32 protein-coding genes and 1 pseudogene are annotated in these 20,243 nt (G+C 35.1%); 6 read left to right on the plus strand and 27 right to left on the minus strand.

Annotated features, from left to right (window positions below):
* Nucleotides 1-186: 186 nt before the first annotated feature.
* The 24 genes from AB3I34_RS11555 to AB3I34_RS11670 all read right to left on the minus strand — a co-directional run bounded on the left by AB3I34_RS11555 (nt 187) and on the right by AB3I34_RS11670 (nt 13,908).
* Nucleotides 187-2,424: an AAA family ATPase gene (locus tag AB3I34_RS11555; protein WP_160248960.1), complete on the minus strand. Its 2,238-nt coding sequence runs from the start codon at nt 2,422-2,424 to the stop codon at nt 187-189.
* 8 nt (nt 2,425-2,432) lie between these two features.
* On the minus strand, nt 2,433-2,639 hold the full coding sequence (locus tag AB3I34_RS11560; protein WP_160248961.1) for a hypothetical protein: 207 nt from the start codon (nt 2,637-2,639) through the stop codon (nt 2,433-2,435).
* A gap of 3 nt (nt 2,640-2,642) precedes the next feature.
* On the minus strand, nt 2,643-2,843 hold the full coding sequence (locus AB3I34_RS11565) for a hypothetical protein (RefSeq protein WP_002407417.1): 201 nt from the start codon (nt 2,841-2,843) through the stop codon (nt 2,643-2,645).
* 3 nt (nt 2,844-2,846) lie between these two features.
* Nucleotides 2,847-3,047, minus strand: coding sequence for a hypothetical protein (locus AB3I34_RS11570; RefSeq protein WP_010707152.1), 201 nt, complete (start codon nt 3,045-3,047; stop codon nt 2,847-2,849).
* Between the two features lie 3 nt (nt 3,048-3,050).
* Nucleotides 3,051-3,593, minus strand: a complete 543-nt coding sequence (locus tag AB3I34_RS11575) for a DUF1642 domain-containing protein (protein WP_368027848.1) — start codon at nt 3,591-3,593, stop codon at nt 3,051-3,053.
* 11 nt (nt 3,594-3,604) lie between these two features.
* Nucleotides 3,605-3,787 carry a hypothetical protein gene (locus AB3I34_RS11580; RefSeq protein WP_025188970.1) on the minus strand — a complete coding sequence of 61 codons (183 nt, stop codon included), beginning with the start codon at nt 3,785-3,787 and terminating at the stop codon, nt 3,605-3,607.
* Nucleotides 3,784-3,996, minus strand: coding sequence for a hypothetical protein (locus AB3I34_RS11585; protein ID WP_085443636.1), 213 nt, complete (start codon nt 3,994-3,996; stop codon nt 3,784-3,786). Before AB3I34_RS11585 ends, AB3I34_RS11580 begins: the two co-directional genes overlap by 4 nt.
* 11 nt (nt 3,997-4,007) lie before the next feature.
* Nucleotides 4,008-4,259: a hypothetical protein gene (locus AB3I34_RS11590; RefSeq protein WP_265611944.1), complete on the minus strand. Its 252-nt coding sequence runs from the start codon at nt 4,257-4,259 to the stop codon at nt 4,008-4,010.
* 22 nt (nt 4,260-4,281) lie between these two features.
* A complete protein-coding gene (locus AB3I34_RS11595) occupies nt 4,282-4,506 on the minus strand; it encodes a hypothetical protein (protein ID WP_116495242.1) in 225 nt (74 codons plus the stop codon).
* Nucleotides 4,506-4,856 (minus strand): hypothetical protein, encoded by a 351-nt coding sequence (locus tag AB3I34_RS11600; protein ID WP_338370412.1) that lies wholly within the window; start codon nt 4,854-4,856, stop codon nt 4,506-4,508. Before AB3I34_RS11600 ends, AB3I34_RS11595 begins: the two co-directional genes overlap by 1 nt.
* Before the next feature lie 149 nt (nt 4,857-5,005).
* Nucleotides 5,006-5,701 carry an N-6 DNA methylase gene (locus tag AB3I34_RS11605; protein ID WP_368027849.1) on the minus strand — a complete coding sequence of 232 codons (696 nt, stop codon included), beginning with the start codon at nt 5,699-5,701 and terminating at the stop codon, nt 5,006-5,008.
* A gap of 116 nt (nt 5,702-5,817) precedes the next feature.
* Complete coding sequence (locus tag AB3I34_RS11610) at nt 5,818-6,183, minus strand: hypothetical protein (protein WP_368027850.1); 366 nt, start codon at nt 6,181-6,183, stop codon at nt 5,818-5,820.
* Entirely contained in the window at nt 6,155-7,738 is a 1,584-nt protein-coding gene (locus AB3I34_RS11615) for a DEAD/DEAH box helicase (RefSeq protein WP_368027851.1), read from the minus strand. Before AB3I34_RS11615 ends, AB3I34_RS11610 begins: the two co-directional genes overlap by 29 nt.
* A gap of 12 nt (nt 7,739-7,750) precedes the next feature.
* On the minus strand, nt 7,751-8,500 hold the full coding sequence (locus AB3I34_RS11620; protein WP_160248964.1) for a hypothetical protein: 750 nt from the start codon (nt 8,498-8,500) through the stop codon (nt 7,751-7,753).
* Between the two features lie 4 nt (nt 8,501-8,504).
* Nucleotides 8,505-8,933, minus strand: coding sequence for a hypothetical protein (locus AB3I34_RS11625; RefSeq protein ID WP_002373001.1), 429 nt, complete (start codon nt 8,931-8,933; stop codon nt 8,505-8,507).
* A 12-nt stretch (nt 8,934-8,945) separates the two neighbouring features.
* Nucleotides 8,946-9,530, minus strand: coding sequence for a hypothetical protein (locus AB3I34_RS11630; RefSeq protein ID WP_160248978.1), 585 nt, complete (start codon nt 9,528-9,530; stop codon nt 8,946-8,948).
* A 12-nt stretch (nt 9,531-9,542) separates the two neighbouring features.
* Nucleotides 9,543-10,589: an ATP-binding protein gene (locus tag AB3I34_RS11635; RefSeq protein ID WP_002407126.1), complete on the minus strand. Its 1,047-nt coding sequence runs from the start codon at nt 10,587-10,589 to the stop codon at nt 9,543-9,545.
* A 3-nt stretch (nt 10,590-10,592) separates the two neighbouring features.
* Complete coding sequence (locus AB3I34_RS11640) at nt 10,593-11,900, minus strand: AAA family ATPase (protein WP_160248965.1); 1,308 nt, start codon at nt 11,898-11,900, stop codon at nt 10,593-10,595.
* Nucleotides 11,900-12,607, minus strand: coding sequence for a DUF1642 domain-containing protein (locus AB3I34_RS11645; protein ID WP_160248979.1), 708 nt, complete (start codon nt 12,605-12,607; stop codon nt 11,900-11,902). The genes AB3I34_RS11640 and AB3I34_RS11645 overlap by 1 nt, the downstream gene beginning before the upstream one ends.
* 106 nt (nt 12,608-12,713) lie before the next feature.
* Nucleotides 12,714-12,938 carry a hypothetical protein gene (locus AB3I34_RS11650; protein WP_226013813.1) on the minus strand — a complete coding sequence of 75 codons (225 nt, stop codon included), beginning with the start codon at nt 12,936-12,938 and terminating at the stop codon, nt 12,714-12,716.
* Nucleotides 12,898-13,101 carry a hypothetical protein gene (locus tag AB3I34_RS11655; protein ID WP_002402348.1) on the minus strand — a complete coding sequence of 68 codons (204 nt, stop codon included), beginning with the start codon at nt 13,099-13,101 and terminating at the stop codon, nt 12,898-12,900. The genes AB3I34_RS11650 and AB3I34_RS11655 overlap by 41 nt, the downstream gene beginning before the upstream one ends.
* 136 nt (nt 13,102-13,237) lie before the next feature.
* Nucleotides 13,238-13,426, minus strand: coding sequence for a hypothetical protein (locus AB3I34_RS11660; protein ID WP_160248966.1), 189 nt, complete (start codon nt 13,424-13,426; stop codon nt 13,238-13,240).
* 2 nt (nt 13,427-13,428) lie between these two features.
* Nucleotides 13,429-13,623 carry a hypothetical protein gene (locus AB3I34_RS11665; protein ID WP_104874195.1) on the minus strand — a complete coding sequence of 65 codons (195 nt, stop codon included), beginning with the start codon at nt 13,621-13,623 and terminating at the stop codon, nt 13,429-13,431.
* A 21-nt stretch (nt 13,624-13,644) separates the two neighbouring features.
* On the minus strand, nt 13,645-13,908 hold the full coding sequence (locus AB3I34_RS11670; protein ID WP_142428036.1) for a helix-turn-helix transcriptional regulator: 264 nt from the start codon (nt 13,906-13,908) through the stop codon (nt 13,645-13,647).
* Nucleotides 13,909-14,046: 138 nt separating this feature from the next.
* Between AB3I34_RS11670 and AB3I34_RS11675 the strand changes: the two genes are divergently transcribed.
* From AB3I34_RS11675 to AB3I34_RS11700, 6 genes are all read left to right on the plus strand, one after another.
* Nucleotides 14,047-14,571: a helix-turn-helix transcriptional regulator gene (locus AB3I34_RS11675; RefSeq protein ID WP_160248967.1), complete on the plus strand. Its 525-nt coding sequence runs from the start codon at nt 14,047-14,049 to the stop codon at nt 14,569-14,571.
* Nucleotides 14,546-15,061 carry an ImmA/IrrE family metallo-endopeptidase gene (locus tag AB3I34_RS11680; RefSeq protein ID WP_160248980.1) on the plus strand — a complete coding sequence of 172 codons (516 nt, stop codon included), beginning with the start codon at nt 14,546-14,548 and terminating at the stop codon, nt 15,059-15,061. The genes AB3I34_RS11675 and AB3I34_RS11680 overlap by 26 nt, the downstream gene beginning before the upstream one ends.
* An 89-nt stretch (nt 15,062-15,150) precedes the next feature.
* Entirely contained in the window at nt 15,151-15,852 is a 702-nt protein-coding gene (locus AB3I34_RS11685; RefSeq protein ID WP_160248968.1) for a DUF5067 domain-containing protein, read from the plus strand.
* 23 nt (nt 15,853-15,875) lie between these two features.
* Entirely contained in the window at nt 15,876-16,076 is a 201-nt protein-coding gene (locus tag AB3I34_RS11690; protein WP_160248969.1) for a hypothetical protein, read from the plus strand.
* A gap of 65 nt (nt 16,077-16,141) precedes the next feature.
* A complete protein-coding gene (locus AB3I34_RS11695) occupies nt 16,142-16,315 on the plus strand; it encodes a hypothetical protein (RefSeq protein WP_002402338.1) in 174 nt (57 codons plus the stop codon).
* A gap of 27 nt (nt 16,316-16,342) precedes the next feature.
* Nucleotides 16,343-17,737, plus strand: a complete 1,395-nt coding sequence (locus tag AB3I34_RS11700) for a recombinase family protein (protein WP_160248970.1) — start codon at nt 16,343-16,345, stop codon at nt 17,735-17,737.
* Nucleotides 17,738-17,752: 15 nt separating this feature from the next.
* On the opposite strand, the pseudogene AB3I34_RS11705 reads toward AB3I34_RS11700, so the two are convergent.
* The 3 genes and pseudogenes from AB3I34_RS11705 to AB3I34_RS11715 form a co-directional block, all read right to left on the minus strand.
* Nucleotides 17,753-18,220 (minus strand): annotated as a pseudogene (locus tag AB3I34_RS11705) (UPF0758 domain-containing protein); the annotation flags it as partial.
* Nucleotides 18,221-18,275: 55 nt separating this feature from the next.
* Entirely contained in the window at nt 18,276-18,935 is a 660-nt protein-coding gene (locus AB3I34_RS11710; RefSeq protein WP_002385286.1) for an HAD family phosphatase, read from the minus strand.
* The gene (locus tag AB3I34_RS11715) at nt 18,919-20,241 is read right to left on the minus strand and encodes a folylpolyglutamate synthase/dihydrofolate synthase family protein (protein WP_002355117.1); all 1,323 of its coding nucleotides are present in this window, start codon (nt 20,239-20,241) and stop codon (nt 18,919-18,921) included. The genes AB3I34_RS11710 and AB3I34_RS11715 overlap by 17 nt, the downstream gene beginning before the upstream one ends.
* Between the last annotated feature and the right edge of the window lie 2 nt (nt 20,242-20,243).

A 20,243-nucleotide genomic window follows, 5' to 3' on the forward strand; every position in this document is an offset into this window, starting at 1 on the left:
CAATATTTTTCATTCTGTCTATTCTATTTTTTGTCTTGCTGTATTCTTTTGTCTACTCTATCCCTTGAAAAGGGAGAGTAGACAAGAATAGCAGACAGCGGTGTATCAACGTTTTTAAGGTTGTCGTACCTTGTCGGAGCTTTTTAGCTTGTTAACGGACGCTGTTTTTGTCGTACCTTGTCGGAGCTAAATAGGTTCGACAATTTCAGTGTTGTCATTTTTTTTAAGATATCCGCCTTCAACTTTAAACTTTTCGTGTTTTTTAACACGAGTATAAACAGAATTTCTCGCTATATCTAAATACTCAGCTACTTCACTAACTTCTACTGGTCCACCATCCATAGATAATGCACTGAACGCTGTTTCTAGTTCTTGCTTAGATTTTTCACTTCTCGATTGATTAGACTTACTAACACCTTTTTTCCAGTTTTCTTTTGGATTGTCTTCTAGCGAAATATCTTTCAATGAATCATCGAGGACATGAATAGGATATTTGAACCATGCATTGATAGGATCAAACTTAGGGAATTCCCGCAGCGTGCCATCAATTCTCCAAGCCGTGCATTGTCGAGCTGCACGAACTGCCTTTTGTCTTTCTAATTCAACTTCCTGTAAAATAGCTTGAGATTTAATTGCACTCATTAAGTGCATTCCCATTTGTTTTGTACTAAACACATCATCTTGGCTAATAGCGTTATATGATGGATTATATTTTCTTATTGCTTGTTCATAAGTCTGACAAATCGCTTCATTCTCTAAAGCCATATACCTATCTTCTGTAATAGGTAACTCGATTAAATCTAAAATCGCATCAGGATCTCTGGCAAATACTCCGCTACCACTTGAACGATCAATTGAATTTTTACCTCCTTGCGATCCTTTTGAATGATGATGGCAATAGATTACTGCACAATCTAATTCCGTAGCTATTTTATCGAACTGGTTGGTAAACTTAGCCATTTCATGGGCGCTATTTTCATCACCAGTCAGAACTTTATAGATTGGATCAATAATCACAGCCATGTAATTAGATTTCTGTGCACGTCTAATCAACTTAGGCGCCAATTTATCCATTGGACTTGTCTTTCCACGTAAATTCCATATATCAATATTTGATACATTGGAGTGGCCCTGACCTAATTTTTCATAGATATCAACAAAACGAACTTTTGCGGACCGTTCATCTAACTCAAGATTTACATATAATACCTTTCCCTTTTCGCAATCAAAACCGAACCATTGGCGACCCTCAGCAATTGCAATAGCTAATTGTATCAACGAAAAAGATTTTCCGGCTTTTGATGGACCAGCTATAAGCATCTTATGGCCTTGTCTTAGCATGCCTTTAATTAGTTCTGGTGCTAATTCAATTGGCTTTGCGAACAAATCTTCTAGGCTTTCTGGATCAGGCAAATCATCATTAACGCTTTCAATCCATTCTTTCCACTCGTCCCAAGTAGATTTCCCTAAATTGGTATCGATGATAAATTGTTTTTTGTCTCCACGCAGTACCCCAGGCATTCTGCTTAAACGAGAAGGATTTCTATTTTGATTATCATTCGTTAACCCATTCTTTTTGCAGACATCATATAAGTAATCAACACGCTTTCTATATTCAGCGTAGTTATCTGCATCTACTCGAACGATAGCATGTATTGATTTCTTTCCGCTATACAGCATGGCAGCAATAGGAAGCTCTAGTTCTCGCATGATAGCATTTTGTTGTTCAAGCCCCATATTGTCAGACTCTACTAATGCATATCTAAATTCTGTTACATTGTCATTTTTTACGCCTTTTCCATCCATAGGATTAAAACGAATCCAAGCCCCAGCTTCTTCATTATAGTCTCCTAGTACTGCTCCAATGTCATCCCCGCAATGGGTCAATTCTTCGATTAACTGACCGGCAGTTCTGTCATATGCACCTTTGTTAGAAGGCTTCCACTTTCCATCTTCGTCTTGCCACGACTGGACATTGTAAGCCACTGTTTCAGACGGTTCAAACAATGTTTCTAAATAGCGAATAATTTCTTTCGCTGGCTCCCACTTCTTAGGTTCCTGAATTTCTTTTCCTTCAATCCAATTTCGGTCAATAATAACCAGGTCATCTTTTTGTAAAGTATCATTCCAATCCAGCTCATGGCCACCATCTCCTGATTTGAATGGCGAAGTCCATCCATTTTCTTTGGCCAACTGTGTAATTGTAGCACCCGTAATTGGTGAAGAGGTTCCTTGAAAAGACTCCCATTTTTTAAAACATTCTCCTGAATGATATCGGCTATCTGATTGACTCCATTGATCCCAATCGACAGCTGTGTACCCTTCTTGTTTTAGCGCCATTCCAACATTGACCCACTCCTGGTAACCAAGAGAAGCTGGGTCAATGTATTCTAGTAACTCAATTAAATCTAACTTGTTCTCCATTTATATGTTCAGCTCTCTTTTTTAATTTTGTTGTTTAATTCGACCGTTATCGGTCTACCGTATTTTAAAATTTTCCATTCGCCATTATAGTGTTTGTTATAAAAATCTGCATTACGTTTAGCATCTGATAATGTGTAAAAGGTTCTTCTCAGGTATTCAACATAAACGCCATCGACTTGTCGCCCTAAAATATAAACTTCTGGATAACTTAGCATTGCTTATCCTCCCTTAAGTACATTTCTGAGCTGACGTATGCTTCTATTAGTTTGACGGTAAACTAATATCACTAAGTTTCTATCAACGCATTTCAAGTCAACATATTCAAAAACATCATCTGGGTTGTTTCTGTTTAAATCTTCAAAAAATCTAGTAATGTGAACATCGTAAGGTTGAGTATTGAATTCTTTAAATTTGATCATTTATTATTCTTCCAATGCCCATCCCATTAATTTACTCATTTCAAATACTACATTTCGTCTTACTCCAGTTGAAACATCTAGATAATTAAATTTTAAAACATCCCATTCTAAATCAGTTGTAACTGTTTCAACATGCCTAACATCTTCAAACTTCATTGTTTCACCAGTCGGTAGCCATATGATCAAACTTTTTGATTTTTCCATTTATTATCCCTCCACCTTCACAGCAAACGGCCAGTAACGTTCATCAATTGCTTTGATTTCTTGTTCAGTGAATTTTACTAAATCTTCAAAACCTTCATTTTCGATGCATTCCCACACTTCGATCCAAATAAAATCTTCACCAGTGGTAGTTTTACAGTCCCCCTTGATTAAAAATCTATCAAAACCAAAACTCACATAATACAATTGCTCTTTCTCGACTTCGTAGCCGTTGACTAAACTTAATACAGTTTCATAGTCAACAGACATAAGCCAGTCTTTAACAGGGCATTCTCTCATGAGCGAGTTGATACCTAAATACTTCTGATGTACTAAGAACGCTATTTTATCGTAATGTTTGCCGTCTTCTATAAAATTCGCAACAAACTTCGGAACAAACTTCGGAACAACAACTTTTTTCGGTTCGTCAAGTTGTTTTACTGCAATCAAACAGGCACGAACTGCTTGATCATATCCTTCGTTGTACTTTTCGATGAATGAATCACCTTCTAAACCTTCTAAAATACCAATCAATTCTTGTTTATTCATCGCTGCTCCTCCTATGGATATACATTTATTGCTTTGCCATAACAAGTAGAATCACATGCTTGATAAGTTAATTGCCACTTATCATTCATATCAATTTTTTTACCGCATTCTACACACCTGACATTCCCATCTTCGCTATATCCGTTTTTAATTAGCCACTTTTTGAATTGCTTATTTTTTTGGCGTTTATTCAACAAGATTCCTCCACTTCGTTAAATCCGCAAACTAATGAGTTCATGTTCCAAATGCCACCGCCTTCAAGTGCAACTTTTCTTTTATCTTTCTCAGGAAATTCAAGAATCAATCCTTTTCCTAATACTGATTTCACTACTAAGAATTGATTAGTATATTCGGGAATTGCTGTACCAATATACTTCACTTTGTCACCTTGTTTAATATCCATCAATAATCCTCCTACAACTGTTCATGTGTATCATAACCGCATTTTTTACAGTGTCCTGCCATTTCTATGTCAGTGGGATATGGTCCAGTCTGATATGCGTAAACACTCCAGTCGTGATCACATGTTTCTGGATTTATCACTTGAACCTCATCCTTGAATAACCGATATTGATTCCCTTCATCATACACATGGTAGATTTCACCATTATTTGACACACTGTCCACTTCCACTGCTTTATTTTTGTTTTTATCAATTACTTTCATTCCACTTCCTCCAATCTAATAGCTAACGTCCTTCTTCATGACGCGCATAATATACTTTATTAAATACTTCTTTCGGAGTTTCTTTGTAGTAGGAGTTATAGTCCGTAGGATTATTATTCCAAGCTGGAGCATGCGTCCATTCGATAATTGATCCTACCCCTGGCATGTTAGAGTTACAAATACACTTGATGTGGTTGGCATTTACAAACTCAACATTCCCATCCATCGCTGTAAGTTCAATAAACATCACTCTTCCTCCTGTTCAATAGCCCATCGGCTAAATGCTTGTAAGACTTGAGCTAATTCATCATCATTTAAATCACCATATGCATAAGCTACTTGCTTATACTTCATTTTTCCACCAGTAGTTGATAAAAACCCCATAATTTCGATAACTGTACGTAATCCGTTTAATTTGCATGATTCTTTCAACCAATCCAGCACAGTCTGCTGATTTTCGTTGAGTTCTGTAATACATATTATCGTTTTTAGCTCTCTTAACTCGTCCTCTGCTTCATAAGCCAATTTATCTGATTCCCAATAATTATGCCAAATACTTAATACTTCGTTTTTATCTACTAGTTCTTGTTTACTCATTCTGTTCCCTCCAATAGCAATTCCAACGTTCTTTTATTGACATCTGTTTGTTTTTTTCGCTAGTAATATACCGAAACAACACAACAGCACGTCTTATGACGATTCTTAATGCTTTAAAAAATTTTGGAATCATCTTCTTCACTCACTTTCTAAAATAGTGACAGCTGTTCTGGTTCAGTAAATGAACTGCTTGTTTTATTTTCCAGAAGTTCCATTACTTCTTTTAGTATTTCTAATGTGTTTTGCGTTTCTTTTTCTTTTGCTCTATTCAAAGCGTAAAACGGTGTAAACCATACATCTGTTGCAGGTTCATTACTCAGTGCATTTTTTCTTTCAAATATCGTATCTATTCCTAACAAAGAACACTGTACATATGCCATTGAAAGTACATTTCCGTCGATGTCACCACACAACGCTCTCAAACTTCTTTGATAGTTATAGCCTTTTTCTCGCATAATATTAGCTAAAGCAATTAGAGTAACACCGCCACCAATGCAAGGATCATAAAAAATAACTGGCTGTCCATTTTTCAATTGTTCATCCTTTTCATTAAAATTCATTTCTGCCATTAAACGAGCTACATTGTATGGTGTGAAGAATTGCCCTGCATCTTTATTAGCAATTTCCAAAGCCATATACAATTCGCCTAGTATATCAGTTGTGGTCTCTTCTAAAGCTTCAACTAGCAAAGCGAATAATTCATGGAACTTTTCTTGTTCTTCTTCAGTGTATTTCTCTTGAATAGACTTATACAATTTTTCTCTTTCTTCAAAATGTACTTTGTCAAAAACATTAGAAATACTGCATGCTGACATTTTGGTAAAATCGAAAAACACATCGTACATACTTCTTTTTCCGCAAAGGTCCTTCATGACTTTAACCATTTTCTTTTGGTAACTATTCATCATTTCAAAGGAGTAAAGAATTCTTTGTGGTCGACCAAACCTCCACTCCCTTCTGGTTAATTTTTCAATCTTTCAATTTTTCTACGCACACCATCACGGTTTACTCTCTCAACATCCAGCATTTGATATAATGATATTTCTGAAAGACCAGTGTATTCCGATAGCATATTAATCGACTGGGTAGTAACATAACTACCATTTTCATATAAACGATATCTTGCCATTGCCCTGTTTCTTATTCTGGTTTTCGACTTATGAATGCCTTCTTGTGAAGGCTTACGTAGCTTTTTTACCTCTTCAACAAGTGTAGGATTATTTTCCCAATCAGGAATGTTTTCTACTATATAAACTAACCGTTCAATTTGTTTGTTTTTAAACGGCATGCGTACCACCTTATTGATATGTTTTTGGATTAATACCAATTGGTAATCTCCATCCATTTGCAGCAATGCGATTAATCATTTTACTTGCACCATCAAAGGACCATGTACCGACATTCTTAAATCCACGTTGTTCCAATAATCTGATTTGCTTAGGTGTTGCCAACCCAGCTTCTTTTCTTTTTTGTAATCGATCAAGTATTAGACTAGCTTTACCAGCGTTATCAATTGCATCTGGTAATATTCCTAATTTTTCTAATGCTGAAACTTGTTGACTTGAAGGCGGCCCCATTTCCCATCCAAAACTAGGAACATAACCAGTTAAATCTTCCGCTTGGATAGACATTTCAAATTGAAGAGGATCAACTAATTTTCGTTTACGCTTACGCATTTCTTCAAGCTGCTTTGCTAATGCTTCTTCTCTTTCTGCAATAACATCTTTTTCTGCTTGAACTTCAGCTTCTTCAATATCCATAGCGAAACCTTGGGCACCTGCTTCTTCAATATTTTCAGTCATTTTTTTAGCTACTTCATCACTATTTGCTATCAAATGCGCTGGATGGCATAGCTCATGTCTTTCTGTATGCCATAAAAAATCTAAAAGCAATAATTCTTCCTTTCCAGGAAATAAACGTGTGCCACGTCCTATCATTTGAGAATATAAGGATCGAACTTTTGTTGGTCTTAAAACGACTACACAATCCACCGAAGGACAATCCCAGCCTTCTGTTAGTAACATTGAGTTACAGAGTACGTTATATTTATCATTGTCGAAATCTTCTAAAATTTCTTGACGATCCTTTGAATCTCCATTTACTTCTGCAGCTCTAAAACCTTTACTATTTAAAATATCTCTAAATTTCTTGGAAGTTTTAACTAATGGTAAAAAAACAACTGTTTTCCTGTTTATGCAGTGTTTAACCATTTCTTCAGCAATTTGTTCCAAGTATGGATCTAATGCCGTTCCTAAATCTTTAGTAGAGAAATCGCCAGTTTGCTGTTTTACACCTGATAAATCTAATTTTAAAGGAATAGTTAGGGCCTTTATTGGTGATAAATAGCCTTCTTTAATGGCTTGTACTAGCGAATATTCATAAGCTAAACTTTCAAAATAAGAACCTAAATTTCTCATGTCTCCACGATCTGGCGTTGCGGTTACACCTAACACATTCGATTTGTCAAAATGTTTTAATACTCGTTGATACCCTTCACTGATACAGTGGTGAGCTTCATCAACTACTATAGTGTCAAAATAATCTGTTGGAAACTTACTTAAACGTTTTTCTCGTTGCATGGTTTGCACAGAACCAACAACTACTCTTAAAAAACTGCCTAGACTAGTCTGTTCTGCTTTTTCAGTTGCTGTTTTTAGCCCTGTTGACTTTTCTAATTTGTCAGAGGCTTGATCTAATAATTCACCACGATGAGCAAGGACGAGCACACGCTCGCCTGCCCTTACGCGGTCTTCAATTATTTTGCTAAATACTATCGTTTTACCACAGCCTGTAGGCAAAACTAATAATGTTTTCTTTTTGTTATTCTGCCATTCATTTTGAACAGCAGAACGTGCTTCCTCTTGATATGGTCTGAGCTTCATTACCGTCACCTTCTATGCAAGGATCGTAATACGACTAGAATCAATTTCTTCAGATAGTTCATTTTTTAGATACTCTCGAATATTTGTAATTGCTTGATTTCTCCATGCCCCACCATCTGCTTCAAAGATTGCACAACGAGGGCCATCTTTCATACGGAAAATAAATTGACTTTCAGGTTGTTCGACTTCTAAAAATGTTCGATACGGTGCAAGTTCTACAGGGTTTGGAACACGAACATCTGCTTTTGAAGCCACACCTTGGTTAATAGTGACTGCTTGGCTAACACCGTCATCTCCTGTAGTTTTTACATTTTCTTCAGCAATATTGCCAACAACTTTTAAAAGAATGCCACGGTCCTTGTTATTGACAAATTTTGACTGCAAAGCAATATTGAAGGTTTCAGTATCCATGAAACAATCAAAATTGAAAGTCGGGATAATCGCTTGAGCAACAGCTAATGTTTCACGTTCTCCATTTACTTCAAGCAAACCTTTTACTGAAACTGTCGCTTCATTTTTAATATGCACAATTAGTTTTTTTGATTCTCTCTCTAAATTTGCTTTAATATAATTCACTAATCCACTTAGTGTATTAATTCTTAGCGGTTCCTCTGCAGTGTAGACACGAGGTAAAATTTCTTTTCCTTGTCCTGCAGCATCTACTAAAATCCAACGTTCGTCATTATCAAAATTAATCAATCGATTTTCTGGTTGGATTCCTTGTTCCATTAAATATTGAATTGCTTCTTTAGTCATTGTCATTTAATTATCCTCTTTTCTCTTGTAAGTCTATGATTTGTTTTTGTTTTGCTTCTTCTTTTTCAATGACATCAATTGGTTCACCAATATCTGTTTTTGGTTCTCCTGTTTCTGGATCCATATACGTTTGACCAGGGACTGAAGATTGAAGCTCGTGCGCCTCAATCTGTCCCGTATTTAAATCTTTTCCTGTTAATACTGTTGTATTCACTCCATCAACTGGTGCTAACTTCAAGCTAAAGTCACTTGTCATTGAAACTACTTGACGATTTTCATCTGGTTTAAATTCTAACTTGATGGTGATTGCTCGCTTAGCAACTGGAGAAGTATTCGGATCATGAATATTTTCAAACAACTTTTTTAATTCACCATCTAATTTTTCTTGAATTGCTCCATTAGCTAATTTGGATAAATTTAATTCGATTTCTTTGCTCATAGTATTTTCCTCCTAAAATGCTCCTGGTTGATATCCGTGAGTTGGCTGTTGAGCTGGATGTGGTGCCTGTGGTGCTTGCCAATTGTTTTGTTGTGGCATTCCTGGTTGAGTTCCTTGAATTGGCTGTTGTAACTGTTTAACAATCTCAGGCATTTCTTTTGTTTGATAGTAGCTGTCGTCACTTGGATAGAAACGATCTACATCGTTGTATGTGTTGTTATTATATGAACGATGTTTAATTTTCACTGCACCTTTTGATCCAGGAACTAAAGTCCAATTCATTTGTAATGGCTCTCCTTTTTTCTTTTGGCCAATTGAAGCAAAGAAAGCGGACAATAACCCTTCTGTAGAAGTATGCAAATATAAATTATTGAAGACGATGGCTGTCCCTTGAGCTGTTTGGATTTTCAATTCTAATTTAGCCATATTACAAGCTGGAAGTTTTGCATCCCCACTTCTAGGTGTATAACGAGATCTTTCGAATTTAACTACTTCAAAAATATAATCTCCTGGCTCTAACAATAAGCCTCCATCATTATCTTGTTGGATAGTATCGTCCCATCCTAATTCACGTTCTTGTTGAAATTGTTGTGTCATCATTTTTTCCTCCTAGTTTACTTTTTGTTTTCTAATTTCTTGAATCATCGCAAACACATCTGGCCAAGCTGCAACCAATACGCCATCAATGTAACCAAGATCATAATTCTGAATTGGGGTACCTGTTGGATAATAACCTTTAGACTCTGTAGCTGCCATAATTTCTTCTGGTAAAACGTTGTTAGCTTTCATTAAATCGACTAAGTTTTGCGGAATACCTGTATAGTCAACCGATGAATCGTTAATAGATTGTACTTGTGGTTCTGACTGTAATTCTTGATGATTCTCTTGTACTTGCGGTTCCATTACTGGTTGTTGCACTGGCAAGGGATTCTTGGGCGCAAAAATATGTGCTAATCCAGCAAAGCTCATGTCCATTTCATCGGGTAAACTAAAACGATTCTTAGCATCCCAAGCTGGATGATGTGTCGTATAAATAACTCGTTTTCCACCTTGGCCTTTAAACTTACTTCCTTTATCATCCGCAGCAATAGATAAAGTTTTGTAATTACAAAATAAAACCATGTCTCCCCATTCTTTAGTTATTGAGGCTGTTTTAGCTGTCGTCTTATTACCTAATTTTAATTCCCAACGATCATAAGCACCCATTTCATCTGGCTGTTCAAACTTAACAATTTTTGCATGAGCTGTAAGAACAACGTTAATTCCTAGTTCCGTTAAATCTGATAGCTTGTTTAAGAAACGCCCAAATTCTTCTTCTAATTTTATAAAGCCCTCTCCATAACCAAATTGGGTAATACTTGTTTTATTTGCACTGCTAGTTATAAACTCAATACACAACCGTTCTGCCCAGTCTGCTGTATCTATAACTAATGTTTTACATGGCATAGTTTGCTTAACAAATTCAATCTGTTGCATCAACATACTCCAACTAGTTGGTTTATCCATTCGGGCAACGTTCATATTATTAGTACTTCCTTCAGTATCAATAAATAATGGATCTGGGAATTCGGCTGCCAAAGTGGATTTTCCAATTCCTTCGGGTCCATAAATTACTGATTTTTGTGCTTTCGCAATTACTCCACGTGTAATGTTCATAAATTAGAATGCTCCTTTCGTCCATGTTGGTTGTACTTGTTGAAGGGGGGTTCCGCCCTCAACTAATTTATTTTCAGTTACATATCCATCTTCAATAATGATGCTACATTCTTCCCCAGTAGACACTCTGGTAGCAATGGCTTGTAATCCTTCTTGTTGCAGCCACTGACTAAATTCATTAAGTGTAATCATATCCATCTGTTCCAATTTATCTAACAAAACAAAGCCACATTGAGGTTTTAGTTTGCGTACGATTGCAGTTGATACTTTTAATTGATCTGAACCACTCATGTTGTCCCACTGCTGTCCTTTATAAACCAACTCACCTTCTTTTACTGATAATTCAGGTAGTGGCAGGTCAGCATTTTCTAATAACTTCATACGCTCTTCACGTATAAGATCAATTGCATCAGATAGTTCTTTGTACTGATTTAAATAGTCTTCAGCTTCCTGTTCAGCTTTTTCTTTATCAAGATTCGCTCGAACTTTACGATTGATTTCGTCAATATTTTGAATATTTTGTTCTAATTCAGTAGTTGATTGATCTTGCAAATCTTGAGCGGACATTTTCGCTGTTGCTAAATCACTTTTTGTGATTTTGAGCTTTTCTTCCATTTGCGCTAACTGTTGACGCACTCTTTCAACTTCCTGCGTTTCATAATCAAACTGTGTTTGTAGGCGTTGAACATTTTCTCTCTTTTTTTGATTCTCACCATTCTTAGCTAGCACAGTTTGCTGTTGTTGAATTAAATCAAAAGTTGATACTAATTCCTTTGGTGCATCAGCATAATGAATTTGTTCTTCAGCGAACTTTTTCTTTTGATCTGCAATACGACCAACTTGATAGCGTTCGTTATATATTTCTTGTTCTTTTCGATCTAGCAACATTAATTGATCACCAATACCAATAATCTGTAATAAAGTGGCCGCCTTTTCTTTGCTTGTTGATTCCATGAATTTAGGTAAATCAATGGCTAATTCTTCTACAAAGCTATTGAGCAATTGTTGTCCGCCTTTTTGACCACTTGGATCAATCACTTTCAATGTGCTATTTTTACCAGTTCGTTCAACGACTAACCCATTGTTCATGGTAATTCTAAGATTAGGAGGATTTACTGAACCTTCTCGATATGCCTTAGATGGTTTATACTTATTTCCTCCTAAAGCCCATGCGATGGCATCTAATACGCTTGTCTTACCTTGGTTATTATTTCCCCCGACAATTGTTAACCCGTTTTGTGTTGGCTCAATTTGAACGGCTTTAACACGTTTAACATTTTCTATTTCTAATTTATTTATTTTTACTGCCATTAGACTACACCAACTTCCACAGCTAGTTTACGATAAAATTTCGACACCATATTTTCTAACTCTAGTTCAGTAAATTGTTGTTTTAACCAAGTATTTTTTCTACTAGCAAACCATTTTTTATCTTTAAAGCTTAGATACTGTGCCTCACCATCACTTGTTTCTAAATAAGGTAACGGGATTTCATAAAGCTTTTCTTTTTTGACTGTGTAACCGTCTAAAATAGCTCGTGTGTATAGTTCTTTGTTTCTGAGTACCTCTGTTGTCCATATAGGATAAACCTCGCGTTCATCTTGTATTCGTTTGTGCGTAATAGGCTCTTCTAACCAATGACTCCACCCCATCTTGTTAATTTGCCATACACACCATTCTTTCCAACGGTCATCTCTATAATCTCTATAATCGCTACAAGCAGTTTTAGCTTTCTGAACCCACTCGTCAAACTCTCTAGAAACCTCAATTAAATCCTCTGGTTCACCTGTCCACTCAATTAAATAAGTAATCCCATCTTGTGTACGGGTTTCAAAATTTCCATACGTTAAGCATTTAGATTCTTCAACAGCACAAAGTACTGTGTTTTCTTTATAGACTTTCCATGAATTAAATGCCGTTAGTTTACTACCAGAAACCCAGTTATACCCTTGGACTTCCAAAAACGCCATTAAGCTATCATATGCCTCTTTCGTTTTTACGTGATAATATTTTTTAATTTTAAATCCCTACTTTCCGTGTTATTATTTACTTGTATAATTTTTGTTTAGTGCCTGACTTCGTCTGCAAACGAGGTAGGCTCTTTTTTTCAATTTCATTCATCGTTTAACATCCCACTTCGTTTAACATTTTTTGATAAATTATTTCATAACGATCCAATTCTTTTTGAAAATGTTTTAACGTATGGATATCTTGTTTCATTGGGTGTTTAGCACTTTCATGGCGTACTGTGTCTTGCAATGATTCAACCTTTTCTCGCACGGTTTCACGCACTAAGAAAGCCTCATTTTCATTCAACATCTTTTTCTTTCCTTTCAATCGATTTTTCATATAAATCCCACTGGACTTCTGTATCATTTGCAAACCATGTAAGACTTGCGCTACCAGCTATAGCCACTAACCACCCAACAGGAGTACTTAGTGCTAATATTGCGCCAACTATAGCTAACCCTATGAAAGCGCCTAGTAAGCGTGATTTATACAACTCTTTCATCACAACCGCCTCCTGTAAGCAACGCTGGCAAACAATGCTATGACACCAAACATTCCGGCTTGAATAAAATGACCAGTAAATATGTCAACTAATGCTATTAGACTAAATACTGTCGTGGTTATTATCGTTAAAGCTCTCATAGACGTTGCCCCTTATTCTCTAACTCCATTTCCCTTAAGAATTCTAATTCACTTTGAAATTGCTCCATTTCCCTACTGGTCAACATGTCAGCTTTTTTTAAGGCTTCACGATCTTCTTGAATAGCCCTTCTATCATTTTGAATCCACTTTAGAATTTGTTTTTGTTGTCTTTCGCTATACCCCATAATCAGACAACCTTCGTGATATTCGCTCGTTCTGCATCTGCAATTCGTCTATTATTGATAATGTCTAGCACACGTTTTTGGCTTTCAATAGGTGGTGATACTGGCGGATCATACATTCCTGTTTTTGGATTAACAAAAATTTCTGTACCATCAGCTAAAAATGATCGTACTTTTATTTCTTTTGGCAAATAGAACACATCCTTTCAATTGAATACCTGTTACGTTAGCTGCTTATTTTTAAATGTTAATATGATAGATTTTTTCTTCTCCTCCAAATGTACGAAATTTTCGTATTCGTTACCTAAAAAAATATCATCATATTTAACAGCAAATGCATCCATATATTTTTTTAGCAAACTGTCTTTTATATTTGATGAATCTTTTTCCATATTTTGAATAGTTCTAGAAGTTACTTTAAACAGGTCAGCCAACTCCTCTTGTGTTAATCCGTATTCAATCCTTAATTCTTTCAATGTTTTCATAAATTATACCTCCCTTCTATGCAATAACTATAATACGATTTTTTCGTATTGTCAACAACAAAATTCGATTTTTTCGTATTTTTCTATTTACATTCTTACTATCTTTTCGTATAATATGAAATATAAGGAGGTGTAATCTTGGAAGACAAACAACGTAACTTTATAATAGCAACTAATATAAAGAAGTATCTTAAAGAAAGTAATATCACACAAAAAAAATTAGCTGAAGAAATAGGAATATCACCATCAACTATGAGCGATTATATGAATCTTAGATCAAATCCTTCCCATGGTGTAATCCAAAGAATAGCTGATTATTTTAAAATTAAAAAAAGTGATATAGATACAACTTATAAAGAAAACAGTGACCCTTCGTCTATAGAGTCTATCTATAGTATTTTAGAACCAGAAAGACAAAAAATTGTATATGATACTGCGAAAGAACAATTAGCACAACAAAATAAATCTTCTAATAATGTGGTTAACATTAACAAGAAAAAATACGATACATTAGCTGCGCATTCACCAGATCCTGATAAAATATTTACTGATGAAGAGAAACTTAAAATTAATCAATTTCTAGATAAAGTGGATGCTGATTATGATAGAAAGCAAAAAGAATGTAAACATCTTTTTGATGATGAATCAGATGATAAAGAATAATTTTCAGGAGTATTTTATGAACGAATATGAACTGTTGGTGTCAGAGGTACAGAAAAAAGCACCAGTTATTGAAACAGATTTGTTTCAAAATACTGGATGCTATGGGTTGTACCGTGATGGTAGAATTTATATTGAAAAGTCGTTGAGTCTAGTTGAAAAAAGAAATGTGCTAGCTGAAGAGCTAGGCCATCACGATACTTCATTTGGTGACATATTAAACCAAGATTGTTTAGAAAATCGTAAACAAGAACTAAAAGCTAGACAATATGCTTTAGAACAATTAGTCACTTTGGATGATCTAATTAAGTGTTCAGAATCAGGATTCAGTAATCATTACACGTGTGCTGAATTTTTAGGGGTAGACGTTGAAACGCTAAAAAATATAATCGCCTATTATCGTCAAAAATTTGGTGATACCCATTTTTATAAAGGAAGAATTTTTGAGTTTAATGATTTGTCAGTCATGATTTTAAATACAAATTTACAATAAAAAAGCCCCGTGCTACAACACGGAACTCTTTCCTCATTTATGAGAATTATTCAATAAATACATTATATCAGAAATGGGGAGTTTTAAAAATGAAAAAAATTATTTTGGGTAGTTTAGCTATCGGAGCATTAACTTTTTTATCAGCATGTAATAATTCTTCTGAAAATACAAAACTAAATAATACTATATCTAGCTTAAAAACAGAGAATTATAAATTAAAAGAGTCTTTAAATAAGGAAAATACAACTTTTGAAACAAGTAGCTCTTCAAAAGTTATTTCTTCCGAAAAAGGAAACTCAGAATTGACACCGTCAATAAAAATTAATGATATGAACTTACAAAATGATAAATTGAAATTATCAATTACTGGAGTTGATTTTTTAGGAAATCTATCTAGTTCAAGAAAATCAGAAGGTCTAGTGGTTCTTTACTTTACTATGGAAAATAAAGGAACAGATAAAATCGATCCCCTTCTAACTGTTAGTGATTACTTAGAAATTACTGAAGAGGATAACGTATCAGATGATGAACTATCCCCTAGTTTTGATTTATTCAATTACAAAGAATTTGAACAATTAGATAAGCAATCTAGATTAAATATAAAAACTGGATCTAAAATAGATGGGGCCGTAGATTATCCAATCAGTGATGTTTCAAAGACTATAAATATCAAACTAATCAAAGATAGATTTGAATCTGCAAAAGATGACAATTTAGTTGGTTCTAAATCAATAAGTCCTGCAGAAATAAAAAAAAGTATAGATAAGAATTCTAGTGTTCTTCCAAAATAAAAACGTATAGAAAGGATACTAACATGAAAGTAGGAATGCGTAAACCAAGTATAAAAAAATCAATAAGTGCTCGTACTACTGGAAAAGCTAAACGTAAGCTAAAAAAAGCAGTAATTCCTGGTTATGGGCAAAAAGGAACTGGTTTCATTAAGAACCCCAAAAAAGCTATATATAATAAAGTATATAATAAAACAACTTTTAGCTTTTGGGATTTGTTCAAGTAAAAGGAATAGCCTTAGGGCTTTTCTTTTTCAAAAAGTGAGAACATACATTCGAAAGGAACTATACTATGAATAAATATGATGTTGAAAAAAGACTATGCGATGAACTAAATATCGAATATATAAATTTAAACCTTCGCACTGGACCTAGCTATATATTTACCGAAGAAGAATATCAGGAATTGAAATCCGACTATGCCAAATTGTTTTTACAGTTAGAAAATATTGATGAAAACAACTAGTATTTATATTGAAAGGAGCAATTTTATATGAAACGTGCAGCATTGTATATACGTGTATCCACAATGGAACAAGCCAAGGAAGGATACAGCATTCCCGCACAAACAGATAAACTAAAAGCTTTTGCAAAAGCAAAAGATATGGCAGTTACAAAAGTATATACTGATCCAGGGTTTTCAGGAGCAAAAATGGAGCGCCCTGCATTACAAGAAATGATATCTGATATTCAAAATAAAAAAATTGATGTGGTTCTAGTCTACAAATTAGATAGGCTTTCACGTTCACAAAAGAATACATTGTATTTAATTGAAGATGTATTTCTAAAAAATAATGTAGACTTTATCAGCATGCAAGAAAGCTTTGACACATCAACACCTTTTGGCCGTGCGACGATAGGAATGCTATCCGTTTTTGCACAATTAGAGCGAGACACAATTACAGAAAGAATGCACATGGGAAGAACAGAACGTGCAAAACAAGGATACTATCACGGAAGTGGCATTGTTCCCTTAGGTTACGATTATGTGGATGGAGAATTAATTATCAATGATTACGAGGCGCAAATTATTCAAGAAATCTATGATTTATATGTGAACCAAGGTAAAGGGCAGCAATATATAACAAAACGTATGGTTGCAAAATACCCAGATAAGGTAAAAACATTAACCATAGTAAAATATGCCTTAACCAATCCATTATATATTGGCAAAATAAGTTGGGACGGCAAAGTGTATGATGGCCATCACACACCTATAATTGATAAATCTATATACGATAAAGCTCAAGAAATTATTGCCAGAAAGGCTCAAAAGGGTGGCGAACAGCATGGAAATCAATTAGGACTTTTATTAGGGATTACTTATTGTGGTAAATGCGGAGCTAAAGTATTTCGTTATGTATCAGGAGGCAAAAAATATCGATATAATTATTATATGTGTAGATCCGTAAAGAAAATGCTACCTTCGTTAGTAAAAGATTGGAACTGCAAACAACCTAGTCTCAGACAAGAAGTAGTTGAAAAGAAAGTAATAGATTCACTTAAATCATTGGACTTCAAAAAAATCGAACGTGAATTAAAACAAGTTGAAAATAAAACAAAATCAAAAATCACCACTATTAACAACCAAATTTCCAAGAAGCATAACGAAAAACAAAAAATTCTAGATTTGTATCAATATGGTACATTTGATGTCACAATGCTTAATGAACGTATGAAGAAAATTGATAATGAAATAAATGCGTTAACTGCCAATATAGCAAACTTAGAAGGTACCAAAAGTGAGTCATTAATTAATAAGCTTGAAACGTTAAAAACTTTTAATTGGGAAACTGAAACTACAGAAAATAAAATCCTTATCATCAAAGAGTTTGTTGAACGTATAGAACTATTTGATGATGAGGTAATTATTAAATATAAATTTTAGGTACATAGTGTTATTTACACTTTGATTCAGTGATCCTTTGAAAATCGTTTTCTGTTGGATAATGTCATTCTTGGTATTCAAGTAAATACAAATTAAATGTTCTTGTTGCAGCCCCTTCATCTCTTGGAGTAATCGTTGAGCGACTTGTTGACTGGACGTAACTTTGCCAAATTTGATTTGACTACTTTGATAAATTCGACACCCCAATTCAATGGCCGCACGTAATTCAATGGCTTTCACTTGGCCAATGCCTCTAATAGCCATTAACTCGTTCAATGTGGCTTGCTGCAAATAAGAAAGTTGCTTAAACTGTTTTAACAGCGTTGCAGCAACAGTCATCACGTCAGCTTCTTTTGAGCCAGTTCGTAACAGAATCGCCAACAACTCTTGATTCGATAATGCTTTTTCTCCTATCGCCAAGAGCCGTTCTCGTGGTAAACAATCACTCGGCATCTCACGAATAAACAGATCCGATACTTGCATAAAAAAACCTCCTTTGCTAGTCATTAATAAACTACGCAAAGGAGTGTTGTTTTTATTATTTTAAATAATGTGGCGCTTGATGTAAACTCTCCAAGACATGCAATGTTTTCTCTTGGATAACTTCAGTTGGTTGCAATAAATCAGGTACCATGATCACTGGAATGCCCGCACTATGAGCCGCACTTACCCCATGAAATGAGTCTTCGAAAATCAAGGTTTTCGGGGCTTCTGTTCCTAAAAGTTGACGAGCTTTTTGAAAAATTTCTGGGTCCGGTTTTGCTCGTTTAACATCCTCTGCTGAAACAATTCCTACAAAACGATCCTGAATCCCAGCATGGCTTAATAACATTTCAATTGCTGGACGGACGTTACTTGAAGCAACTAATCGAGGAATTTTTTGATCATCTAAAAAGTCGAGGAATTCCACCACCCCTGGTTTTAAAGGGACGTTACCAGATCGAAACTCTTGCAGGGTATCATCATAAGAACGGCGGATAAATTCTTCCACTGTGTCGTGACCATAGGATGCATAAATACGTCGGTAATTCTCTTGTACTTCTTCATCGGAAATCCCAACATAGTCTAAATAGACTTCTTTACTATATGGTAACCCCATTGCATCTGCTACTTTTTGAGTAGATGTATAGTAAATCAACTCCGTATCAAAAAGCAACCCATCCATATCAAAAATTACGCCATCAAATTTCTTCATCATTTCCTCCTATAGTTAAAAGTAATTCTCTTACTTGAGAAACAAAATATAATGAACCTGTTACTAATAATAAATCATCTGTCGACATTTTTTCTAAAATTTCGCCTAAGCCAAATTGCCATAAAGACACAATTTCTGTTAAATCGTCTTCATATTTTTCCATTTCTGTAAGTGCAATAGCTTTAGGATAATCGAAGCTAGTTAAGTAAAGATGCGCATTCGGTACTTGCTTTAAGTCCTGAATCATCTCATCCACATCTTTAGTTGCTAAAGCTGAAAATAAAATATGAATCGTGTGTTGTGGAAACTCTTTGCGCAAGTTTTCAACTAAGCGTTTTACTGCATGATCATTGTGGGCACCATCTAAAACAATCAACGGTTCATCACTAAGACGTTCCATTCGAGCTGGCCATTGCGCTTTAGCTAACCCTTGAGTAATGTCTCGTTCTTTAAACGGCAAATGTTGTAGTTGGCAATACTTGTCAAATAATTGAATAGCTACCGCCGCGTTTTCTACTTGGTGACGCCCCAACAAGGGAACTTTAATTTTTGTCAGTTTGCCCATTTCTCCATAGAAATTAAATACTTCCCCCCATTGTGTATCAGGATGTAGATATTCCACTTGATACTCTTTGCCAAAACGAAAAATTGGACTCTGTTTTTCTTGTGCGACTTTTTCAATGACTGCTAGCGCATCAGCACAAATATTGCCTGTTACTACTGGGACTTTTTCTTTAATAATACCCGCTTTTTGATAGGCAATTTCAGCAATTGTTTCACCTAAAATTTCTGTGTGATCCTTCCCAATTGTCGTAATTCCCGTCAATAATGGCTTCACGACATTGGTGCTATCAAGTAATCCACCTAAGCCAACTTCAACAACTGCGATATCCACTTGTTCATTCACGAAATAGTCCAAGGCCATTCCTGTCAATGTTTCGAATTCTGTAATTCCAGCCACTTCAGTGATCTGGTCTAATTCTTTAATGATTGGTTGATACTTTTCCACATAGGTAATCAATTGTTCGTCTGAAATTGGTTGACCATTTATCGCAATTCTTTCATTAAATGATTCAATATAAGGAGAGGTAAAGGTTCCGACTTTCAAGCCCATTTCTTCTAATAGACAGCGTAAATATGTCACGGTTGAGCCTTTACCATTGGTTCCTGCGATATGAATCGTTGGCACTTTGTTTTCTGGATGATCAATTTTTTCTAATAACGCATTAATCCGATCCAAACCAGGTCTTGAACCAAAGGGTAACCGGCTATGAATCCATTCAATGGCTTCTTCTATTGTTAATTGCATCT

The sequence above is a fragment of the Enterococcus sp. C102(2024) genome, from assembly GCF_040888205.1.
GTDB classification, from domain to species: Bacteria; Bacillota; Bacilli; order Lactobacillales; family Enterococcaceae; genus Enterococcus; species Enterococcus faecalis.